The organism is Burkholderia sp. BCC1638 (assembly GCF_902833195.1).
GTDB lineage: Bacteria > Pseudomonadota > Gammaproteobacteria > Burkholderiales > Burkholderiaceae > Burkholderia > Burkholderia diffusa.
Map to the genome: position 1 here is coordinate 84,847 of NZ_CADFEC010000022.1, position 18,507 is coordinate 103,353.

Below are 18,507 nucleotides of genomic sequence, written 5' to 3' on the forward strand. Positions count from 1 at the left end.
TCAGTAGAACGAATATCGGAGACATCGATGAAACGAAAAACTGCATTCGGACTGGTCTCGCTCGCCGCGTGTGCGGGCATGGTGCTGAGCACCGGCGCATCGGCGACGGAAGGCGGCAGCGACACGATCGGAGAGGGCGCGGAGGCGTTCTTCGCCGGCGCGCTGCCGCCGGCTGGGTTGTACGGGCTGTTGTATTACACGCATTACCATGCATCGCGCTTCAACGATTCGCACGGCAACGGCTCGGTGCCGGGTTTCAAGCTCGACGCCGACGTGCTGATTCCGCGCGTCGTCTGGATGTCGAACCTGTCGGTGCTCGGCGGGCGCTACGGCGCATATGCGGTGCTGCCGATGGAGCACCTGGCGCTGGACGCGGGCGGCGCGTCGTTCGACCGCACCAATCTCGGCGACCTGATCGTTAGCCCCGCGCTGATCGCATGGGGATCGGGTGCGCTGCGCACCGTCGCGGCGATCGAGTTCGTGTTTCCGACAGGACAGTACGATGCCCACGCGGCGCTGAACACCGGGAAAAACTATTACACCGCGCGGCCGGTGTTCGGCGTGTCGTGGTTGCCGAACGACAAGATCGAGGTGTCCGCGAAGATGACCTACAGCTTCAACGCGCCGAACAACGATACCCATTACCACTCGGGGAACCTGTTCCACATCGATTACTCGGCGAGCTACGCGGTCACGCCGAAGGCCCGTGTCGGGCTGTCGGGATACTTCGTCAAGCAGACCACCGACGACATGCAGAACGGGCAGCCGGTCGCGGGCGACGGCTTTCGCGGGCAGACGTTCGCGATCGGGCCCGGCTTCCGTTACCAGTTCGGCAAGATCAGCGTGGAGGCGCGCGTCGTGAAGGAGTTCTTCGTGCGCAACCGGCCGGCCGGCGAGGCCGTGTGGGCTAAGGCTGTTATTCCGTTCTGACGGCGCGGCGCGGATGGCCGCGGGCCGAGCGAGCGCGTGACGCCGCCATTGCGGGGCGTCACGCTGCATGTCGTCGTGCGTTACCGCGCGAGCGCGGCGAGGCGCGGGAACAGCGGCAGCGCGTTCGCACGGTTGATCGCGGCGTGGCCGTCGGCGTCCAGCGGGGCATACGCGTCCTGCGCGGCGGCGAACGACGTGCTGACGGACGGCGGCGCATACGGGAAATCGCTGCCGTAGAGGATGTGAGCGGGCCTCGCGAACGCCATGAGGCTCGGCAGCGCGGACGGCGACGACAGCGCGGTGTCGAAGTAGAACGTGCGCAGCAGGTCGAGTAGCCCGTCGCGATCCGGCACGTCGTCGCGCACGCCCGGCGCGAGTTCGGCAAAGCGGTATGCCGTGTACGGCAGGAAGCCGCCGGCGTGCGACAGGATGATGCGCACGTTCGGGTAGCGCGCGACCACGCCGTTGAGCACGAGCTGCAGCGCGGTGCGCGTCGTATCGAACGGATAGTCGAGCAGCGGGCCGGGCATGCCGGCCAGGACGTCGATCGCGGGCTTGGCCGGATGAATGAACACCACCGCGTGACGGCGATCGAGTGCGGCCCAGACGGCTTCGAATGCCGCATCGCCGAGGTAGACGCCGCCGTAGTTGCTGAGCAGCACGACGCCGTCGGCGTTCAGCGTGTCGAATGCGTGGTCGATTTCGGCGAGCGCGCCGTCGACGTCGGGCAGCGGCAGCGTCGCGAAGTTGCCGAAGCGGGTCGGCCATTTCGCGACGAGGCCGGCCACGTATTCGTTGACCTGACGCGCCATGTCGCGTTTCGCCTGGCCGTTCCAGCCCTGCACGCCGGGCGCCGTCAGCGACAGCACGCCTGTGCGGATCTCCAGCGAATCCATGAACGCGAGCGCGGCTTCGGGGCTCCAGGTGGGGCTGCCCCAACCGGACGGGTCGCCGCCGTGGGCGGGCAGGGCGTCGGCCCAGAACGGCGGGACGACATGCTGGTGAACATCGATGCGGTTGCGGTCGGACATGATCGGGCTCCCTGGGCGTGCGCTGCGATGCAGCGGATGTCGATCAGGATGCGCGCGGTTGATTTTTCATTCCAATAGATTAAATTTCGAGATTAATCGTTACGAGTGATCAATCGACGTCATGGACCTTCGCCATTTGCGCTACTTTCTCGCGGTTGCCGAAGAAGGGCATTTCGGCCGGGCGGCGGAACGGCTGCATATCGTGCAGCCTGCGTTGAGTGCGCAGATCCGCGCGCTCGAGGAGGAGCTGGGCGCCACGCTGTTCGAGCGCACCACCCGCAAGGTGCTGCTGACCGACGCGGGTCGGTTGCTCGTCGCCGAAGCGCGGCACACGCTCGAGCAGGCCGAGCGCGCGAAGACGGTGGTGCAGCGTGCCGCACGCGGCGAGACGGGCGTGGTGCGGATCGGCTTCGTCGGCAATGCGGTCGCGACGGGGCGGCTGTCCGACGATCTGATCGCGTTTCACGCGGCATGGCCGGAGGTGACGCTCGACCTGCACGAAATGGCGCCGGCCGCGCAGCAGGACGCGATCCTGGCGGGCCGGCTCGACATCGGCTATTGCCCGGCCTTCGGCGCGGCGTTCGATCCGAAACTGGCCGTGCGGACGGTCGGCAGCTGGGCGTGGGACGTGATGATGAGCGACCGGCATGCGCTCGCGAAGCGGCGCGCGGTGAGCGTCGCGGCGCTGGCGGACGAGCCGTTCATTTTCTATGCGGCCGACGGCGACGACGAAGGGCAGCTGGCGATCCTGCGGCGGGTGCTCGGCCGGGCGCCGCGCATCGCGCACAAGGTGAGCAGCACGCTGTCCGTGCTGGCGTTGACGGGGGCCGGCCTCGGCGTGGCGCTGGTGCCGGCGCCGCTCAGCCGGATCGCGGCGCCGAACATCGTGTACCGGAAACTCGCGGGCGACGTGCCGGGCTCCGAACTCGTCGCGCTGAGCCGGATCGGCGGGGAATGGGGAGCGGTACGGCAGTATCTGGCGATGCTGGGCGGGCGCGCCGCGTAAGCGCCGCGGCCCGCGCCGGCATCACCGCGTCATTCCTCGTCCATCAACCGGACCTTGACCCGCTTGCCCTTGATCTTCCCCGCATTGAGCTTGCGCAGCGCGTCGCGCGCGACGCCGCGCTCGATCGCGACATAGGTCGAGAACTCGGTCACGTTGATCTTGCCGATCTGCTTGCCGTCGAACCCCGCGTCGCCGGTCAGCGCGCCGAGCACGTCGCCCGGGCGGATCTTGTCCTTGCGGCCGCCGAGAATCTGCAGCGTTTCCATCGGCGGCAGCAGCGTGTCGTTGCCGGCCGGCTTCAGTTCCGCGAGCGGATGCCATTCGACGTCGCGCTTCTGCGCCTGCTCGATCGCGCCGACGCGGCCCATCTCGTCCATGCTGGCAAGGCTCAGCGCCCAGCCTTCCTGGTCCGCGCGGCCAGTGCGGCCGATGCGGTGCACGTGCACTTCGGGATCGGGCGTCACGTCGACGTTGATCACCGCCTCCAGCTGCGCGATGTCGAGCCCGCGCGCGGCGACGTCGGTCGCGACCAGCACCGAGCAACTGCGGTTCGCGAACTGGATCAGCACCTGGTCGCGTTCGCGCTGTTCGAGCTCGCCGTGCAGCGCGAGCGCGTGGAAGCCCTGCGCGTGCAGCACGTCGAGCAGGTCGCGGCATTGCTGCTTGGTGTTGCAGAACGCGATCGTGCTCACCGGCCGGTAGTGGTTCAGCAACTGGCCGACCGCGTGCAGCCGCTCGGTTTCCGTCACTTCGTAGAAGCGCTGGCGGATCTTGCTATTGTCGTGGCGCTCTTCGAGCTTCACTTCCTTCGGATTACGCAGGAACTGCTGGCTCAGCTTCGCGATGCCGTCCGGATAGGTCGCCGAGAACAGCAGCGTCTGGCGCGTCGTCGGGCACATCCGCGCGACCTTCGCGATGTCGTCGAAGAAGCCCATGTCGAGCATCCGGTCGGCTTCGTCGAGCACGAGCGTGTTCAGCGCGTCGAGCTTCAGGTTGCCGCGGTCGAGGTGATCCATGATGCGGCCCGGCGTGCCCACGACGATATGCGCGCCGTGCTCGAGGCTCTGCGCCTGCGGCCGCATCGGCGTGCCGCCGCACAGCGTCAGCACCTTCACGTTTTCCTCGGCGCGCGCGAGGCGGCGCACTTCCTGCGCGACCTGGTCGGCGAGCTCGCGCGTCGGGCACAGGATCATTGCCTGCACGTCGAAGCGGCGCGCGTCGAGGCGCGCCAGCAGCGCGAGCGAGAACGCGGCGGTCTTGCCGCTGCCCGTCTTCGCCTGCGCGATCAGGTCCTGGCCGGCCAGCGCGATCGGCAGGCTCGCGGCCTGGATCGGCGTCATGTCGACATAGCCGAGCTGCGCGAGGTTCGCGAGCATGGCGGGCGTCAGCGTCAGCGCGCTGAACGGCGTGGCGGTCGATTGGGTCATGTCAGGAGAGATCTCCGAGGTAAGGGCGGCCTTCCATCTGTTCGTAGAGGACGTTCCCTTCCTCGTCCTCGAAGCGTTCGACATAGTTGCGCGCGCCGCACAGCGGGCAGCGGAACAGCAGCCCCTGGCCTTCGTCCTTGATGACGACGTCGGACGTCTCCCACTGCGTGCCGCAGCTCTGGTTTCGGCAGGTAAACACGGTCTTTCTCCAGCTGAATTCGGTTGATGGCGCGCCCGGCGGGCGCGGCAACGGCGTGCGGCGCTCGCGCGGCTCGGGCGCGGGCCGCACCGGCGGTCGCGTGGACCGCGTCGATGCGGATGGTGGATCGGGTGGCGACGGCGTCGCGCGTGCCCGCAATTCTAGCGGATGCGGGGGGCCGGCAGTGGGCGACACGATGCGCGGACCGGCGGCGGACGAGCGTCGATGCGCGGCCGGTGAGGGCGCCGCCGACGGATGGGAGCGGTGCCGCCCGCATCCGCCATGAAAAACGGCCGCCCCGAAGGGCGGCCGTACGCGGCGAAACGGGGCCGGACGCGTTACAGCGCCATGTCCGCCGATGCCTTCGCGGGGCGTGCCGGGGCGGTGCCCGTCGCCTGCGACGGCGCCGTCAGGTCGATCTTCGGCGGCGGCGAGAGCTGCAGCACGTCGCTCGTGTAGGTCCATTCCTCGACGACCTTCGCCGGGCTGTCGTTCAGCTTCGTGCCGTAGCTCGGCACGATCTGGCGGATCTTCTGCTGCCATTCGGGCGTCGAGACCTTGTCCTTGAACACCTTCTGCATCAGGTTCAGCATGATCGGCGCGGCCGTCGACGCGCCCGGCGATGCGCCGAGCAGGCCCGCGATGCTGCCGTCCTGCGAGCTGACGATCTCGGTGCCGAGCTTCAGCACGCCGCCCTTCTTCGGGTCGCGCTTGATGATCTGCACGCGCTGGCCGGCTTGCCACAGGCGCCAGTCTTCCTTCTTCGCGTCCGGGAAATATTCCTTCAGCGCGTTGAAGCGGTCGTCGTCGGACAGCATCAGCTGGCCGGCGAGGTACTGGACGAGCGGAAATTCGTCGACGCCCACGCGCATCATCGGCGCGACGTTGTGCAGATTGGTGCTTTTCGCGAGGTCGAAGTACGAGCCGTTCTTCAGGAACTTGGTCGAGAACGTCGCGAACGGCCCGAACAGGATGATCTTCTTGCCGTCGATGATGCGCGTGTCGAGGTGCGGCACCGACATCGGCGGCGAGCCGACCGACGCCTTGCCGTACGCCTTCGCGAGGTGGCGCTTCACGACCTCGGGGTTGTCGGTCACGAGGAACGACCCGCCGACCGGGAACGCGCCGTAATCCTTCGCCTCGGGGATGCCCGACGCCTGCAGCAGGTGCAGCGCACCGCCGCCCGCGCCGATGAACACGAATTTCGCGTCGACGGCCTGCGGCGGTTCATCCGAATGCAGCTTCACCCACGACACGTGCCACGTGCCGTCCGCGTTGCGCGAGATCTCGCGCACTTCGCTCGACAGCGACAGCGTGAAGTTCGGCTGCGTCTTCAGGTAGCCGACGAACTGGCGCGTGATCTCGCCGAAGTTCACGTCGGTGCCGATCGGCGTCCACGTCGCCGCGACCTTCTGGTTGCGGTCGCGGCCTTCCATCATCAGCGGCACCCACTGCTTGATCTGGTCGTGGTCTTCCGAATACTGCATCCCGCGGAACAGCGGGCTCGCCTGCAGCGCGTCGTAGCGCTTCTTCAGGAAGCGGACGTTGTCGTCGCCCCACACGAAGCTCATGTGCGGCGTCGAGTTGATGAACGAGTGCGGATTCTTCAGCACGCCCTGCCTGACTTGCCAGGCCCAGAACTGGCGCGAGATCTGGAACGACTCGTTGATCTCGATTGCCTTCGAGATGTCGATCCTGCCGTCCGCCTTCTCCGGCGTGTAGTTCAGTTCCGCGAGCGCCGAGTGGCCGGTGCCCGCGTTGTTCCAGCCGTTCGAGCTTTCCAGCGCGACGCCGTCGAGGCGTTCGACCATCGTCATCGACCAGTCGGGCTGAAGCTCGTGCAGCCACACGCCGAGCGTCGAGCTCATGATGCCGCCGCCCACCAGCAGGACGTCGACCTTCTTCGTATCGGCGGCATGCGCGGACGACGCGACGCACAGCGCGAGCGCCGATAGTATTACCCGTAACGTTTTGATCACAGCAGATCCCTTTTTCAACTTGGATGCATCGGTTTGCCATGCCGCCCGGCCGATGCGGATTCGCGTTCGGCCCGCGCATCCGGAGATCCGGACCGCGAATCCGGAATTCCGGACCGGCCGCGTTCGCCGTTGCACTTGCGCACGCGAAGCCGTTGCGAAGGACACCTTCGGATCGACTTCATGACGTCACGCAATCGCATGCTTCGCGGTCGTGCCGGGCGCGCGCGGGCCCGTGCCGCAGGCCTCGCCGGACGGCGCTTCAGGCCGCGTCGAAAGAGGCCGCGCGCAATGCGTTTCGCGGGGGCGGGATGGCAAGGGGCGCGTAATATAACCGAACTCGATTGCCGTGTCGCACGCGCGGAATATCCTTGTTTTCGTGGGGTTTTTTGCGTGTCCGGGTTTCCGGAACGACGGTGCGCGGAACGGGAAGAACGGCGGGGTCGGAACGGTCGCGACGCGCGCGATATCGATACTTCATCCGGACCGCGGCGTTGCACCGCGATCCGGTTCCGGTCACGGCATCACTTCGACGAAACGCTCCGGCAAAACTGTTCGTACGCCTGCGCCGAATTCGCGAAGCCTTGCGCCTTCGCGAGTTCCCACGGACGCTCGCATTGCTGCGTGCGTTCGCACCATGCGTAGCCGGCCGAGCCGATGCAGCCATGCGCATCGCGATCGCCGCCGACGATCGGCGGCGCGGCCTGGGCGGTTTGCGTGTCCTGCCCGGCGACATCGGGCGGGAGAGGGGAAGCCGGCTGAGTCGCGCACGCGCCCAATGCAAGCGCGCAGGCGATCATGGCGGCAAGCGACGCGGAAGAAATGCAATGCTTCATACGGTAGCGCTCCATGGGATGAAGTTCGACGGCGGATGCCCGCGGACGGGCGCTTGAACGATTCGATCACGCATTCGGCACCGGCACGCGCGACGAGAACTTGACGTCGCGCGGCGCGATGCGCGTCACGACGCCTGCACGCGGCGCGGGTCGGCCCGGCGCTGCTGTTCGGCGTCGTGCACGATGTGCAGCTCGCGCGTGCGGATCGGCAGTGCGCAGTCCGCGTCGGCAAGCGTCTTGCGCACCTGACGCGCGAGGCGCCAGCGCATCGCCCAGAACGTGTCGGGGTGCGTCCACACGCGCACGTTCGCGATCGCCGTGCTGTCGTCGAAACGCATCACCATCACGTCCGGTGCGGGATCCTGGAGGACGTCGGGATCGGCTTCCGCCAGCGCGCGAAGTGCGTCGAGTGCACGATCGATGTCGTCGTGCACGGACACTTCCACTTCCAGATCGAGGCGCCGCGTCGGGTTGCGCGTGTAGTTGCGGATCGCGCTGCCCCACAGCGCGCTGTTCGGCACGTATTCGCAGATGCCGTCCGGCTTCGTCAGCCGCGTCATGAAGAGGCCGACCTCGTCCACCGTTCCCGCGACGCTCGAGCCGCCGTCGATGAAGTCGCCCACCTTGAACGGCCGCAGCAGCAACAGCATGATGCCGGCCGCGATGTTCTGCATCGTGCCCTGCAGCGCGAGCCCGATCGCGAGGCCGGCCGCGCCGAGCACCGCGACGACGCTCGCGGTTTCGATGCCGAGCTGCGACAGCGCGCCGACGATCGCGACGATGCGGATGCCCCACACGGCGACGTCGCAGAGGATCGGCCGCAGCGTGTCGTCGACGCGCTCCTTGTTCGCGAGCAGCCGGTTCAGCCAGTTGCCGATGCGTTTCGACAGCCACCAGCCCGCGACGAGCAGCGCGAGGGCGGCGCAGAGCCTGAGCGAGAGTGTGGACAGCGCGTTCCACAGGAACGTCCAGCGTTCCGGATGAAGATGATCGAGAAACATGACGGGATTCCGGGTTGAGGGCGGAAGGCGCGCGACGGATGCCGGCGACCGTCAATGTCGGACAGGCATGCGCTCGCGCGTCGGCAGCCCTCGACTGTACACGCCATGCGGGTTTTCGCGCGGACGCATGGGTGACGGCACGCGAATTCCGGTTTCGCGGCCAGCGCGTTGCGGCGGTGTGGTTTTCCGCGGAAACGGGCACGTCGGATGCCCGTGCTGCGACCCCGCCCGCGCGCCGCTCGCGGACACCCGGTTCGCGATGCCGGCCGCACGCGGCGCATGCGGCCGTGCCGCCCCGCGCCGGCGGGCGGCGTCGATGCGGATCGCCACGCCGGGCGGCGTGGCGAAGATCGACAGGATCGAGCTGCTTAGCCCAGCGGCCAGTTCAGGATCGCGATGCCGTCGTTGTAGTCGCCGTCCGTGCCGTCTTCCGAGCCGACCAGCCCGAAGTAGGTCTTCTTGAAGATGTCGACCTGACGCGAGCCGATCTTCGACGGCTTGCCGTTCGCCGTCACGACCACGCGCACCTTCCCCTTGCCTGAGTTCACGATCTGCGTGTTCAGGTTCGCGTCCTGCGTGCCGGCGCCCTGGAACGTCGCGGCCGGTTTCGGGTTGTCGTCGACATAGACTTCGATCGTCTGCTGTGCGGACGAATTGACCAGCGCCGTCACGCCGAACGCGATGTTCGGCGGCAGGTTGAAGATGCCGTCGCGCTCACCGCCGCCGGTCGTCGTCGGCTCCGGCTGCGCGGGCTGCGGCGTCGCCTTCGAGAAGTAATTGACCACCGCGCCGACACCGAACTTCGCCGCCGCGCCGGGCAGGACACCGGGCGCGCCGGCCCACGTCACCGTGCACGCGATCACCTGGCCCGCCGCATCGGCCTTCACCTTGTTCTGCCAGCTGCCGACGTCGAAGCTGTACGGGATGGTCGCGATGTCGACGAACACGTCGTATTGCGGCAGCTTTTCCACGAGCTGCGCGGTCATGAACTGACGCATCCGGTCGAGCACCGCCTGGTCGCCGTTCGCCTGTACGGCGGTTGCGTCGTTGCCGGCGAGCTGCAGAAGCGCATACAGGTCGTCGTGGGTAAAGGGTTGGGTCATGTCGTCCTCGTCTTGATGGATTAGTCTTGCGTGACGCGGCCGGCGAGCGGATCTCGCCGTCGTCGTGCACGGAGCACAGTGCGAGACTGCAAGTGACTGCTCGAATGAGTCGATTCGCAATGTGCGGTTGGCACCGTCGCCATTGCGCGTCCGACAGCGGCGCGCACCCTGCCGCGCCGCGAAGTGCCGGGTTCAGCCCAGCGGCCAGTTCAGGAACACGATCCCGTCGTTGTAGTCGTCGTCGGTGCCGTCTTCCGAGCCGACGATGCCGAAGTACGATTTCTTGAAGAGATCGACCTGTCGCGAACCGATCCGCGACGGCTTGCCGTTCGCCGTCACGATCACGCGCACGCGGCCCTTGCCGGAATCGAGCACTTTCGTGCCGAGGTTCTGGTCCTGCACGCCCGCGCCCTTGAACGTGGCGGCCGGTTTCGGGTTGTCGTCGATGTAGATGTCGATCGTCTGGTCATTCGCCGTGTTCGTGAGCGCGGTCACGCCGAACTTGATGTTCGGCGGCAGATTGAACGTGCCGTCGCGCTCGCCGCCGCCGCCGATATTGCCGGTGCCGCCCGTTCCCGTGCTGCCGCCGCCGCCGGTTTCCGCACCTTGATTCCCGCTGCCTTGCGACGATGATTGCGCAGCCGAGTCGCCGATCGCGGAGATGCTCGCGTACGAATCGATGTGCATTGCACTGCCGCGCACGCTTTTCCACTGGCCTTTTACGAACGTGACGCCGCTTCCGGCATCGATCGTCGCGACGAGCGTGAATGGCATGCGCCCGGTGCTTTCGGGCACTTTCGACGAATAGGTGAAGCAGCCGTCCGCGACGACACCTTTATCGGTCGCGATCGCGAAATAAATGCCGGGGAAGTTGTTGCCGGTCGCGTATGGCGTCGGCACGTTGAGGATGACCTGCAGTTTCCCGTCGCGAATCTCTGCCTTGGCGATGTCGATATGCAGGCCGGGGATGTCGACATAGGTCTCGGATGTGACGACGGGTGCGCCGTTGATCGAAGCCGAAAGGAGCGGCATGGAAGTCTCCGGTGGTAACGCGGTTTTCGAATGGGGTGGTGCGGGAGGTCCGCTTCATGGGGCGACCGCTTGCCGGGCCCACGACGGCGGGCCGGCAAGGGACGGTCGTCGATCGCGCGTCAGGTCAGCCGATCGGCCATTGCAGCACGACGATGCCGTCGTTGTAGTCGCTGTCGTGACCGTCTTCCGACACGACGATTCCGAAGTTGACCGTGAACGGCGAGCCGTCCGATTTCTTGCCGTTGATCGGCGCGAGGCGGGCATCGGTGGCCGACGTCTTGCCGTTCACCGTCACTTCGAAGCGGAGTTTGCCGTTGCCGGAATTCAGCGTGGCTTCGCGCGGGCCGTCGCGCGTGGTCAGCTTGTGATAGGCGGCGGGCTCCTTGCTGTCGCCGATGAACAGCTTGATGTGCTGCTGCTCGGCGGCATTCGCGAAGAAAATCGCGCGGAAGTCGGTGTTCGGCGGAATCGAAAATTCGCCGGCGCGATTCGAGGACGTTTGAGAGTCGGCCATGCTTGCCTCCTGAAGGTCGGTGGATAAGGCGTTTTGTGCGTCGCGCAAACGTTTGCCGTTTAAAACGCGACGCGGCCAGCATGGCGAAAAATAAATAAAAAAATATTCGACCGGGAATGGAAATTGTCCAGAAAATCGGAGATCGAAACAGTTCGATTTAATGATGAGTGTTTAATCGAATGTGGGTCTGAATATCCGCGAAATGATTTCGCTGCGCGTCACGCTTTTTTGAATAATGAATGGGTGCGCGGAGGGGAATGGCGGGAGGATCAGGGCTTCGGCGCTCGTCGGAACGAGCTGATTTATTCCATCTATGTTGCGATGCGCTCGCCTGATACACCTGACAGGCGATTAATTTCGAGATTAGAGGTATCGTGCACGGAGCGCGCGCGCTCCATATTCGGCGGCTTTTATTCAATTGGCCCGTTGCCGGGCCCTCACGAGGACAGTGCGATGACGAAACCCGATATTCTGAAAGGCGAGATCAAGGGGCAGGCTCAGGAGGCAGACCGTCACAACCTGGCGCGGCCAGCGGTGAATGGCGCGTTGTGGGCGCGCGGCCTGACGACGCAGCGCGTGGCCGATCTGTTCAGAACCCTGCCGGGCCTCCCGGGGCACTGGATGCAGCTGCAAAACGAAGTCAACGCAGGGAATCGCTATTTCTACGGCGTCCAGAACGGTCACCAGACGACCGACGAAGGAAAGGAACTGATCCGCTGGATCGCCGACGCGGTGGTCAGCGCCGCGCAGCGGGCGGGATTCGATTTTCCGTTGCAGCAGCTTCGGTTCACGGCCGACACGGGGTGGTTGAAGCTTCAGCGTGTGTCGGGGCGCGTGATGGTGCTGTCGAGGCCGTAAGCGTGGCGGGCGGTTGTCGACGTGTCGGCATGTCGTGGGGCGCGTCAGCCGCGGCAGCGGGAACGCGCGCGCCATCGACGATCGAGCATGGCCGCGCGCAGGCGGCCAACGGGATCACTGACCGAAGCGCTGCGCCACGGCGTCCTTCAACCGCGCGGCGGTGATCTCGCCCATGTGCGATTCGACGAGTTCGCCCTTCGCATCGAAGAACAGCGTCGTGGGCAGCCCGCGCGACCCGTACGCATGCATCGCACGCAACGGCGGATCGAGCAGCACGTTGTCGAAGCGCAGCCCCTGCTGTTCGAGGAACGCGCGCACCGCCTGCGCGTTCTCCCCCTGATTGAGCATCAGCACCGCGATGCCGGGATGTTCGCGCTGCGCCTGTTCGAGGATTGGCATCTCGCGCCGGCAAGGCGCGCACCACGTTGCCCACAGGTTCACGACGACCGGCTTGCCGGCAAAGCGTTGCGGCAGCACGGGCGTCGAGTCGAGCGCTTCGAGCTGCATTGCGGCGAACGGCGGCGCGGTGCGCTGCAGCGTCGCGAGCGTGCCTTGCGCGATACCCCATGCGGCGAGACCCGCGACGATGCCGGCTGCCACCGGGCGGCGCAGCGCGGGCAGGCGACGCAGCCGCCACACGGCGAACACCAGCGCGACGGCGATACCAATGCGCCAGTCGAAGCCACCGTCGCCGAGCGCGATGATGGACCGTGGCGCCGCTGCATATTCGCGCCACCATTGCGCGACATAGCCGATGCGCGCGGCGACCAGCCCGAGCAGCAGCACGTCGAGGATCAGGCTCGACGCGGTCTTGTGCTGGCCGTCGGGCGGGCGGCGCTGGATGAAGCGGGCGACGAGCCACGCCAGCAGCGCGGCGGCGGCTACCGCGACGACGCGGATCGAGAAGGGACCGATGCTCAACATGGGAAGAAAAAAGTGCGGGGATCGTGGATCGACCGGTGAAGGCGACACCGTTGCCGGTCATGTGGCGTTTCGACCCTGCGTGACGCATGCGGGTTCCCGTTGCGAGCTCGCGACATGCATCGCCCTGCGCGCGCGGATTGCATGCCGGGTACCAGCATTCAGGATGACGTCGTTTTCGTTGAAGCGTCTCGAAGCGTCAGGTCGACTGACGATCGCGCAGCACCGGTAATTACTGCCTGTTTCCGCCGGAGCTGGGCGACGCGCCGCCGAGCCGATACGCGGTGAAGAACTCGTACCACGGCGAACCCTGACCGACCGGCACGCCGAGTGCCGACGTCCGCTGCTTCAATGCCGCGAACACGTCGTTGATACGCGCGGCCTGCGCGGCATCGCTGAACGGACGCGGCTTCGCCCTGCCGGCCGCGAATGCGCCGTAGGCGATCGCGAGCAGGCGCGCGCTGTCGTCGATCGAGAAGATCGACCCGCTGATCGCTTCGACGAAGCGCGACCGGTCCGCTTCGCGCGATGCGGCGATGCACTGGAACACGATCGCCGACACTTCGTGCAGGTCGTTCGCGCGCAGCAATGCCGGCAGGCGTGCGGCGATCCGGTCGGCCGGTTCCTCATGCAGCGCGGCGCCGAAGTCGAGCACGGCGGCCATCGGGTTGCCGTCCTGCTTCACGCGATCGAGCGCCGATGCGGACGCGGCCGCCGCCGCTTGCGCGTCGTCGCCGGACGCGGCGCGCAGCACGTCCGCCACCTGCTGCCGCCACTCCGGAAAGATCATCCGCACGTTGCCGAACTGCTCGCCGCCTTGTGCGGCCGGATTCCAGCGATAAACGATCGTGCCGCCGTGAATGAACGGCGAATACAGATGCTCGGGCGTTTGCGGCAGCGGTCGCTGGTTGATCGGCAGCCACGCGAGCGTCAGCCAGTCGTAGCGGCCGGTGGCGGGTACCGACGGGCTCGAACTCGCGACGACCTGCCAGGTGCCGCGGTTCGCATAACGCCGGCGCGCGTCGGGCACCGCGACGGTTTGCTGTTTCGCGGTATCGAAGTAGGTCGTGCCGGTCACGTTTTCGCCGCTGTCCGGGGCCGGCGTGAGGGTGGCGATGACCCACGCTGCGCCGTCGGCCGAACGATAGTCCGACGGCCGCAGCGTGGCGACGTCGTGCACCATGCGCGTTTCGGCGGCGACTGGGCTCGGCGGAAGATGGGCGGGACCGGCGACGATACTCGGCATGGACATTCCTCGGAATCGGGTGCGTATCGACGGACGCGAACCGAACGTGAACGTGGGCGCCGCCGCATGTCGTCTCTCGTAACTGTAGAACGCCGCCGCCGGAAACGGAAACCGGCCGCCGCGGCCCCCACTCGCGCAACGCGCTCACGCGCACCGACGCTTCGGCTTACCATGCGCATCCTGGGCCAGCACGACGCACACCGATCGGGAGCGCACATGACCGACACGAAAGCCATTACGGAACACTGGACGCACGTCGCCGACCAATGGATCGACTGGGCCGGCAGGCCGGGCCACGATGCGTTCTGGAAGTATCGCGAGGGGTTGGCGGCTTACCTCGGCCGCGGCAGCGGCCACGCACTGGAAATCGGCTGCGGCGAGGGCCGCGTGAGCCGCGAGCTGAAGGCGCTCGGCTACGACGTGACCGCAAGCGACGCGGTGCCCGCGATGCTCGACGCCGCCCGTCGCGCGGATTCCGCGCACCGCTACGCACTCGCCGATGCGGCATCGCTGCCATTCGATCCGGCAAGCTTCGATGTCGTGATGGCGTACAACGTGCTGATGGATCTCGACGACATGGCGGCCGCATTGCGCGAGGCGCGCCGCGTGCTGAAGCCGGGCGGGCTGCTGTTCGTGTCGCTCGTGCATCCATTCCGCGATCGCGGCCGTTTCGCGGGGCCGCAGCCCGACGCGCCGTTCGTGCTCGAAGGCACGTATTTCGGCAGCGAGCATTTCGAAGGCGTGGAAACGCGCGACGGGCTGTCGATGCATTTCGCGGGCTGGTCGCTGCCGCTTCAGGCTTACATGGATGCGCTGGAGGCGGCCGGCTTCGCGATCGTGTCGCTGCGCGAGCCCCCGCCCGACCGCGCCGATACGGACACGCTGAAGCAGTGGTCGCGCGTGCCGCTGTTCCTGTGGATCAAGGCGCGGCCGCTGGCGTGAAGCCACCGCCGCGGCGGCGCGCTCGGCGCGCTCAGCGCGGCAAAACCTTCCGGTAGATCACGAATCCGGTTTTTTCCGCGACGGTGTCGTAGAGCCGCATCGCCGTGTGATTCGTCTCATGCGTCTGCCAGTACACGCGTTCGGCGCGTTGCGCCTGCGCGGCGTCGTACACGGCTTCGATCAACGCGCGGCCCACGCCCTTGCCGCGTTCGCTCTCGAGCGTGAAAAGATCCTGCAGATAGCAGGTCGGCCCGATCAGCGTCGTGCTGCGGTGATACAGGAAATGCACGAACCCGACGAGCCGGCCGTCGCGTTCCGCAACGCGCGCATGCACGGGCTCGTAGCCATCGAAGAAGCGCGACCACGTGAGCTGCGTGATCTCGCTCGGCAGCGCGGTGTCGCCGAAGCGGCCGTAGAAGCGGTTGTAGCCGTCCCACAGCGGCAGCCAGTTGTCGAAATCGTCTTCCCGCACAGGGCGTACGGTCAGGCCGGTGTCGGTAGCGTTCATGGTCGCGAACCTTTTGAGGATGGGTGAATTGAAGCGTTGCCGGCGCGGCCGGAAACTAGAACAGACATCCACGATAGAAAGTTCGTGGCACCATGTGTAGACCCATGACATTCCCACATTCTGGAGCCACGATGGATTACGCGGTGCTGCTGTCGACCTTCGAGCGCGAGGCGGGGCCGCACGCGGTCACGCGGATGTCGCAGCAGCAGCGGCTGTACGCGTGCCTGCGCGACGCGATCCTGAGCGGCCGGATCGCCGAAGGCGCGCGGCTTGCCGCCTCGCGCACGCTGGCCGACGAACTCGGCATCGCGCGCAACTCGGTGCTGTACGCGTACGAGCGGCTCGCGTCGGAAGGGTTCGTGACCGGCACGCGGCAGGGCACGGTGGTCGCCCGGATGGGTTTGCGCGGGTCGCGGATCGCCGCCGCGGCGCCCGCCGGCGATGCGGCGATGTTGTCGCGGCGCGTCGTGCAGGCGGAGCGCGCGACGAGCGGCCTCGACGAATCGCTGCCGTTCATGCCGGGCGTGCCGGCCGTCGACGAATTCCCGCTCGCGCAGTGGCGGCGCTGCATCGAACGCGCATGGCGCGCGGCGGGGCCGGCGCAGCTCGGCTATCAATCGGCGGAGGGCGATTCAGTGTTGCGCGACGCGATCGCCGGTTATCTGCGCGCGTCGCGCGGCGTGCGCTGCGACGCGGCGCAGGTGATCGTCACCGACGGCACGCAGGGCGCGCTCGACCTGTGCGCCCGCGCGCTGGCGGACGCGGGCGATGTCGCCTGGATCGAGAACCCGGGCTACCACGGCGCGCGCAACGCGTTTCTCGCGGCCGACCTGCGCGTCGAGCCGATCGGCGTCGATGCGCAGGGGCTGGCGCCGCATCCGGACGACTGGCGCGATCGTCCGCCGAAGCTCGTCTACATCACGCCGTCGCACCAGTATCCGCTCGGCGCGGTGATGAGCCTCGAACGGCGGCTCGCGCTCGTCGCGCAGGCGCGCGCGGCCGGCGCATGGATCGTCGAGGACGACTACGACAGCGAGTTTCGCCACCACGGCACGCCGCACGCGGCCGTGCAGGGGCTCGCCGACGATGCGCCAGTGATCTATCTCGGCACGTTCAGCAAGGTGATGTTTCCGGCGTTGCGGCTCGGCTTCATGGTGGTGCCGCCCGCGCTCGCGCAGCCGCTGCGCGACGCGGCGGGCGCGCTGATGTTGCAGGGTCGCGCGGTCGAGCAGCGCGCGCTCGCGGATTTCATCGAGGCCGGGCATTTCACGCGCCACCTGCGGCGCATGCGCCGCGTGTATGCCGAGCGGCGCGATGCGCTGCACGACGCGCTGGTGCGGCGATTGAGCACGCGGCTGACGGTGTCGGGCGGCGCGGGCGGCATGCATCTGTCCGCGCGGCTCGACGTGCCGGTGGCCGACACTGAGTTGAGCCGCGTCGCGCAGGCGCACGGGCTGATCCTGCGGCCGCTGTCGTCGTTCTGCCTGCCGGGCACCGCGCATGGCTACAACGGGCTCGTGCTCGGCTACGGCGGCGTGCCGGCTGAACGGATGGACGCGCTCGCGCGGCGGATCGGCGAGATGATCGACCGCGCGCTGGCCGGGCGGTGAGACTGACGTCCGTCGCGCCGGTCCGCCGTTGCGTCGGCGCGTGCCTGCCCGTTGGTCCGCTCAGCCGCACATCGGCGGGTTGAGTCGCGCGAACGCGTCCTGCCGGCGATACGGGAAGTACGGATACGGCGCTTCGACCGCACTCGCCGCATCGAGCTTCGCGATCTGCGCGTCGGTCAGCGACCAGCCGACCGCGCCGAGGTTCTGGCGCAACTGTTCCTCGTTGCGCGCGCCGACGATCACCGACGACACGGTCGGGCGCTGCAGCAGCCAGTTCAGCGCGATCTGCGTCACGGTCTTGCCGGTTTCCTCGGCGATCGCGTCGAGCGCATCGACCACGTCGTACAGTCGTTCGTCGTCGACCGGCGGGCCGAAGCCGGCCGTATCGTGCAGGCGGCTGCGTTCGGGCAGCGGCGCATCGCGGCGGATCTTGCCCGTGAGCCGGCCCCAGCCGAGCGGGCTCCACACCAGCGCGCCGAGGCCCTGGTCGGCGCCCAGCGGCATCAGGTCCCACTCGTAGTCGCGGCCGACGAGCGAGTAGTAGACCTGGTTCGCGACGTAGCGCGACCAGCCGTGCCGGTCGGCCGCAGCGAGCGACTTCATGATCTGCCAGCCCGCGAAATTCGACACGCCGATATAGCGCAGCTTGCCCGCGCGCACCAGGTCGTCCAGCGTCGACAACACTTCCTCGACCGGCGTGGCCGCGTCGAACGCGTGAAGCTGCAGCAGGTCGATGTAGTCGGTATCGAGGCGGCGCAGCGCGTCGTCGACCGCGCGGATCAGCCGCGGGCGCGACGTGCCTGCGTCGTTCGGGCCGTCGCCGGTCGGCAGGCCCGTCTTGGTCGAGATGAGCACCTGGTCGCGCCGTCCGTGGATCGCGGCGCCGAGCACGCGCTCGGATGCGCCGTCCGAATACACGTCGGCCGTGTCGAACAGGTTGACGCCGGCTTCGAGGCAGATGTCGACCAGGCGGCGCGCTTCGTCGACGCCCGTGTTGCCCCATGCGCCGAACAACGGGCCGGTGCCGCCGAACGTGCCTGCGCCGAAGCTCAGCACGGGAATCTTGAGGCCGGAGCGGCCGAGCGTGCGGTATTCCATGTCGTGTGCCCTCTTGTCGTCGAGGCCGACGCGTGAATGCGCCGGAAAGGTAGCGCTCACTCTAGGGAAACACTGATTTATCCGGCTCTGTGGTCATCGCTGACGCAGCCGAGGACGTTGTAGAAGATAGTTCACGGAACGGGTCCACGACGATGAAACGGCAAATGAGCTTTGCGGAAGCGGAAAGCACGGGCAAGAAGCGCATGACTCGGCGCCAGCGTTTCCTGGAAGAGATGGAGAAGCTCGTGCCGTGGTCGCGATTGCTGACG

Annotated in this window: 18 protein-coding genes and 1 pseudogene; 6 read left to right on the forward strand and 13 right to left on the reverse strand. The window is 67.3% G+C overall.

The features are described from left to right. The first annotated feature begins 27 nt into the window (after positions 1-27). The gene (locus HWX22_RS23170; RefSeq protein ID WP_175909810.1) at positions 28-930 is read left to right on the forward strand and encodes a transporter; all 903 of its coding nucleotides are present in this window, start codon (positions 28-30) and stop codon (positions 928-930) included. Positions 931-1,010: 80 nt separating this feature from the next. On the opposite strand, the gene hndA is transcribed toward HWX22_RS23170, so the two are convergent. After that, entirely contained in the window at positions 1,011-1,961 is a 951-nt protein-coding gene (gene hndA, locus HWX22_RS23175) for a 2-hydroxy-1-naphthoic acid nonoxidative decarboxylase (RefSeq protein ID WP_175909812.1), read from the reverse strand. Between the two features lie 121 nt (positions 1,962-2,082). Here hndA and HWX22_RS23180 point away from each other — a divergent pair, with 121 nt between their 5' ends. Next, positions 2,083-2,967, forward strand: a complete 885-nt coding sequence (locus HWX22_RS23180; RefSeq protein ID WP_175909813.1) for a LysR substrate-binding domain-containing protein — start codon at positions 2,083-2,085, stop codon at positions 2,965-2,967. 29 nt (positions 2,968-2,996) lie between these two features. On the opposite strand, the gene dbpA is transcribed toward HWX22_RS23180, so the two are convergent. The 8 genes from dbpA to HWX22_RS23220 form a co-directional block, all read right to left on the reverse strand. Beyond that, a complete protein-coding gene (dbpA, locus tag HWX22_RS23185) occupies positions 2,997-4,394 on the reverse strand; it encodes an ATP-dependent RNA helicase DbpA (protein ID WP_175909815.1) in 1,398 nt (465 codons plus the stop codon). Position 4,395: 1 nt separating this feature from the next. Further along, entirely contained in the window at positions 4,396-4,593 is a 198-nt protein-coding gene (locus HWX22_RS23190) for a hypothetical protein (protein ID WP_059818388.1), read from the reverse strand. A gap of 338 nt (positions 4,594-4,931) precedes the next feature. Beyond that, positions 4,932-6,590: a malate dehydrogenase (quinone) gene (gene mqo / locus HWX22_RS23195; protein ID WP_175909817.1), complete on the reverse strand. Its 1,659-nt coding sequence runs from the start codon at positions 6,588-6,590 to the stop codon at positions 4,932-4,934. 503 nt (positions 6,591-7,093) lie between these two features. Beyond that, positions 7,094-7,405 (reverse strand): hypothetical protein, encoded by a 312-nt coding sequence (locus HWX22_RS23200; protein ID WP_175916475.1) that lies wholly within the window; start codon positions 7,403-7,405, stop codon positions 7,094-7,096. A 125-nt stretch (positions 7,406-7,530) separates the two neighbouring features. Then, positions 7,531-8,406: a mechanosensitive ion channel family protein gene (locus HWX22_RS23205; protein WP_175916476.1), complete on the reverse strand. Its 876-nt coding sequence runs from the start codon at positions 8,404-8,406 to the stop codon at positions 7,531-7,533. A gap of 368 nt (positions 8,407-8,774) precedes the next feature. Beyond that, the gene (locus tag HWX22_RS23210) at positions 8,775-9,509 is read right to left on the reverse strand and encodes a fucose-binding lectin II (protein WP_175909821.1); all 735 of its coding nucleotides are present in this window, start codon (positions 9,507-9,509) and stop codon (positions 8,775-8,777) included. Positions 9,510-9,701: 192 nt separating this feature from the next. Further along, positions 9,702-10,541 carry a fucose-binding lectin II gene (locus tag HWX22_RS23215; protein ID WP_175916477.1) on the reverse strand — a complete coding sequence of 280 codons (840 nt, stop codon included), beginning with the start codon at positions 10,539-10,541 and terminating at the stop codon, positions 9,702-9,704. Positions 10,542-10,665: 124 nt separating this feature from the next. Next, positions 10,666-11,055: a fucose-binding lectin II gene (locus tag HWX22_RS23220; RefSeq protein WP_057926312.1), complete on the reverse strand. Its 390-nt coding sequence runs from the start codon at positions 11,053-11,055 to the stop codon at positions 10,666-10,668. Positions 11,056-11,178: 123 nt separating this feature from the next. Here HWX22_RS23220 and HWX22_RS32045 point away from each other — a divergent pair, with 123 nt between their 5' ends. Continuing rightward, positions 11,179-11,913, forward strand: a complete 735-nt coding sequence (locus HWX22_RS32045) for a hypothetical protein (protein ID WP_244135271.1) — start codon at positions 11,179-11,181, stop codon at positions 11,911-11,913. A 114-nt stretch (positions 11,914-12,027) separates the two neighbouring features. Here the strand turns inward: HWX22_RS32045 and HWX22_RS23230 are convergent, their stop codons facing one another. Then, positions 12,028-12,837: a TlpA disulfide reductase family protein gene (locus HWX22_RS23230; RefSeq protein ID WP_175909823.1), complete on the reverse strand. Its 810-nt coding sequence runs from the start codon at positions 12,835-12,837 to the stop codon at positions 12,028-12,030. A gap of 229 nt (positions 12,838-13,066) precedes the next feature. Continuing rightward, complete coding sequence (locus tag HWX22_RS23235) at positions 13,067-14,080, reverse strand: hypothetical protein (RefSeq protein WP_175916478.1); 1,014 nt, start codon at positions 14,078-14,080, stop codon at positions 13,067-13,069. Positions 14,081-14,296: 216 nt separating this feature from the next. Here HWX22_RS23235 and HWX22_RS23240 point away from each other — a divergent pair, with 216 nt between their 5' ends. Beyond that, a complete protein-coding gene (locus HWX22_RS23240; RefSeq protein ID WP_059533662.1) occupies positions 14,297-15,022 on the forward strand; it encodes a methyltransferase domain-containing protein in 726 nt (241 codons plus the stop codon). Positions 15,023-15,053: 31 nt separating this feature from the next. Here HWX22_RS23240 and HWX22_RS23245 read toward each other — a convergent pair whose 3' ends face one another. Continuing rightward, positions 15,054-15,530, reverse strand: a complete 477-nt coding sequence (locus HWX22_RS23245) for a GNAT family N-acetyltransferase (protein WP_175916479.1) — start codon at positions 15,528-15,530, stop codon at positions 15,054-15,056. Positions 15,531-15,661: 131 nt separating this feature from the next. Between HWX22_RS23245 and HWX22_RS23250 the strand changes: the two genes are divergently transcribed. Beyond that, positions 15,662-17,140 carry a PLP-dependent aminotransferase family protein gene (locus tag HWX22_RS23250; protein WP_175909829.1) on the forward strand — a complete coding sequence of 493 codons (1,479 nt, stop codon included), beginning with the start codon at positions 15,662-15,664 and terminating at the stop codon, positions 17,138-17,140. 60 nt (positions 17,141-17,200) lie between these two features. Here HWX22_RS23250 and HWX22_RS23255 read toward each other — a convergent pair whose 3' ends face one another. After that, positions 17,201-18,238, reverse strand: coding sequence for an aldo/keto reductase (locus tag HWX22_RS23255; RefSeq protein ID WP_175909917.1), 1,038 nt, complete (start codon positions 18,236-18,238; stop codon positions 17,201-17,203). Between the two features lie 152 nt (positions 18,239-18,390). Between HWX22_RS23255 and HWX22_RS23260 the strand changes: the two are divergent. Beyond that, positions 18,391-18,507, forward strand: a pseudogene (locus tag HWX22_RS23260) (IS5/IS1182 family transposase); the annotation flags it as partial.

Excerpts from the sequence above, each read along its gene's own strand:
- HWX22_RS23205 (WP_175916476.1), bottom strand. The coding sequence starts at position 8,406 with ATGTTTCTCGATCATCTTCATCCGGAACGCTGGACGTTCCTGTGGAAC.
- HWX22_RS23210 (WP_175909821.1), bottom strand. The coding sequence starts at position 9,509 with ATGACCCAACCCTTTACCCACGACGACCTGTATGCGCTTCTGCAGCTC.
- dbpA (WP_175909815.1), bottom strand. The coding sequence starts at position 4,394 with ATGACCCAATCGACCGCCACGCCGTTCAGCGCGCTGACGCTGACGCCC.
- HWX22_RS23245 (WP_175916479.1), bottom strand. The coding sequence starts at position 15,530 with ATGAACGCTACCGACACCGGCCTGACCGTACGCCCTGTGCGGGAAGAC.
- HWX22_RS23250 (WP_175909829.1), top strand. The coding sequence starts at position 15,662 with ATGGATTACGCGGTGCTGCTGTCGACCTTCGAGCGCGAGGCGGGGCCG.
- HWX22_RS23170 (WP_175909810.1), top strand. The coding sequence starts at position 28 with ATGAAACGAAAAACTGCATTCGGACTGGTCTCGCTCGCCGCGTGTGCG.
- HWX22_RS23215 (WP_175916477.1), bottom strand. The coding sequence starts at position 10,541 with ATGCCGCTCCTTTCGGCTTCGATCAACGGCGCACCCGTCGTCACATCC.
- HWX22_RS23240 (WP_059533662.1), top strand. The coding sequence starts at position 14,297 with ATGACCGACACGAAAGCCATTACGGAACACTGGACGCACGTCGCCGAC.
- hndA (WP_175909812.1), bottom strand. The coding sequence starts at position 1,961 with ATGTCCGACCGCAACCGCATCGATGTTCACCAGCATGTCGTCCCGCCG.
- HWX22_RS23200 (WP_175916475.1), bottom strand. The coding sequence starts at position 7,405 with ATGAAGCATTGCATTTCTTCCGCGTCGCTTGCCGCCATGATCGCCTGC.
- HWX22_RS23180 (WP_175909813.1), top strand. The coding sequence starts at position 2,083 with ATGGACCTTCGCCATTTGCGCTACTTTCTCGCGGTTGCCGAAGAAGGG.
- HWX22_RS23255 (WP_175909917.1), bottom strand. The coding sequence starts at position 18,238 with ATGGAATACCGCACGCTCGGCCGCTCCGGCCTCAAGATTCCCGTGCTG.
- HWX22_RS23230 (WP_175909823.1), bottom strand. The coding sequence starts at position 12,837 with ATGTTGAGCATCGGTCCCTTCTCGATCCGCGTCGTCGCGGTAGCCGCC.
- HWX22_RS23235 (WP_175916478.1), bottom strand. The coding sequence starts at position 14,080 with ATGCCGAGTATCGTCGCCGGTCCCGCCCATCTTCCGCCGAGCCCAGTC.
- HWX22_RS23220 (WP_057926312.1), bottom strand. The coding sequence starts at position 11,055 with ATGGCCGACTCTCAAACGTCCTCGAATCGCGCCGGCGAATTTTCGATT.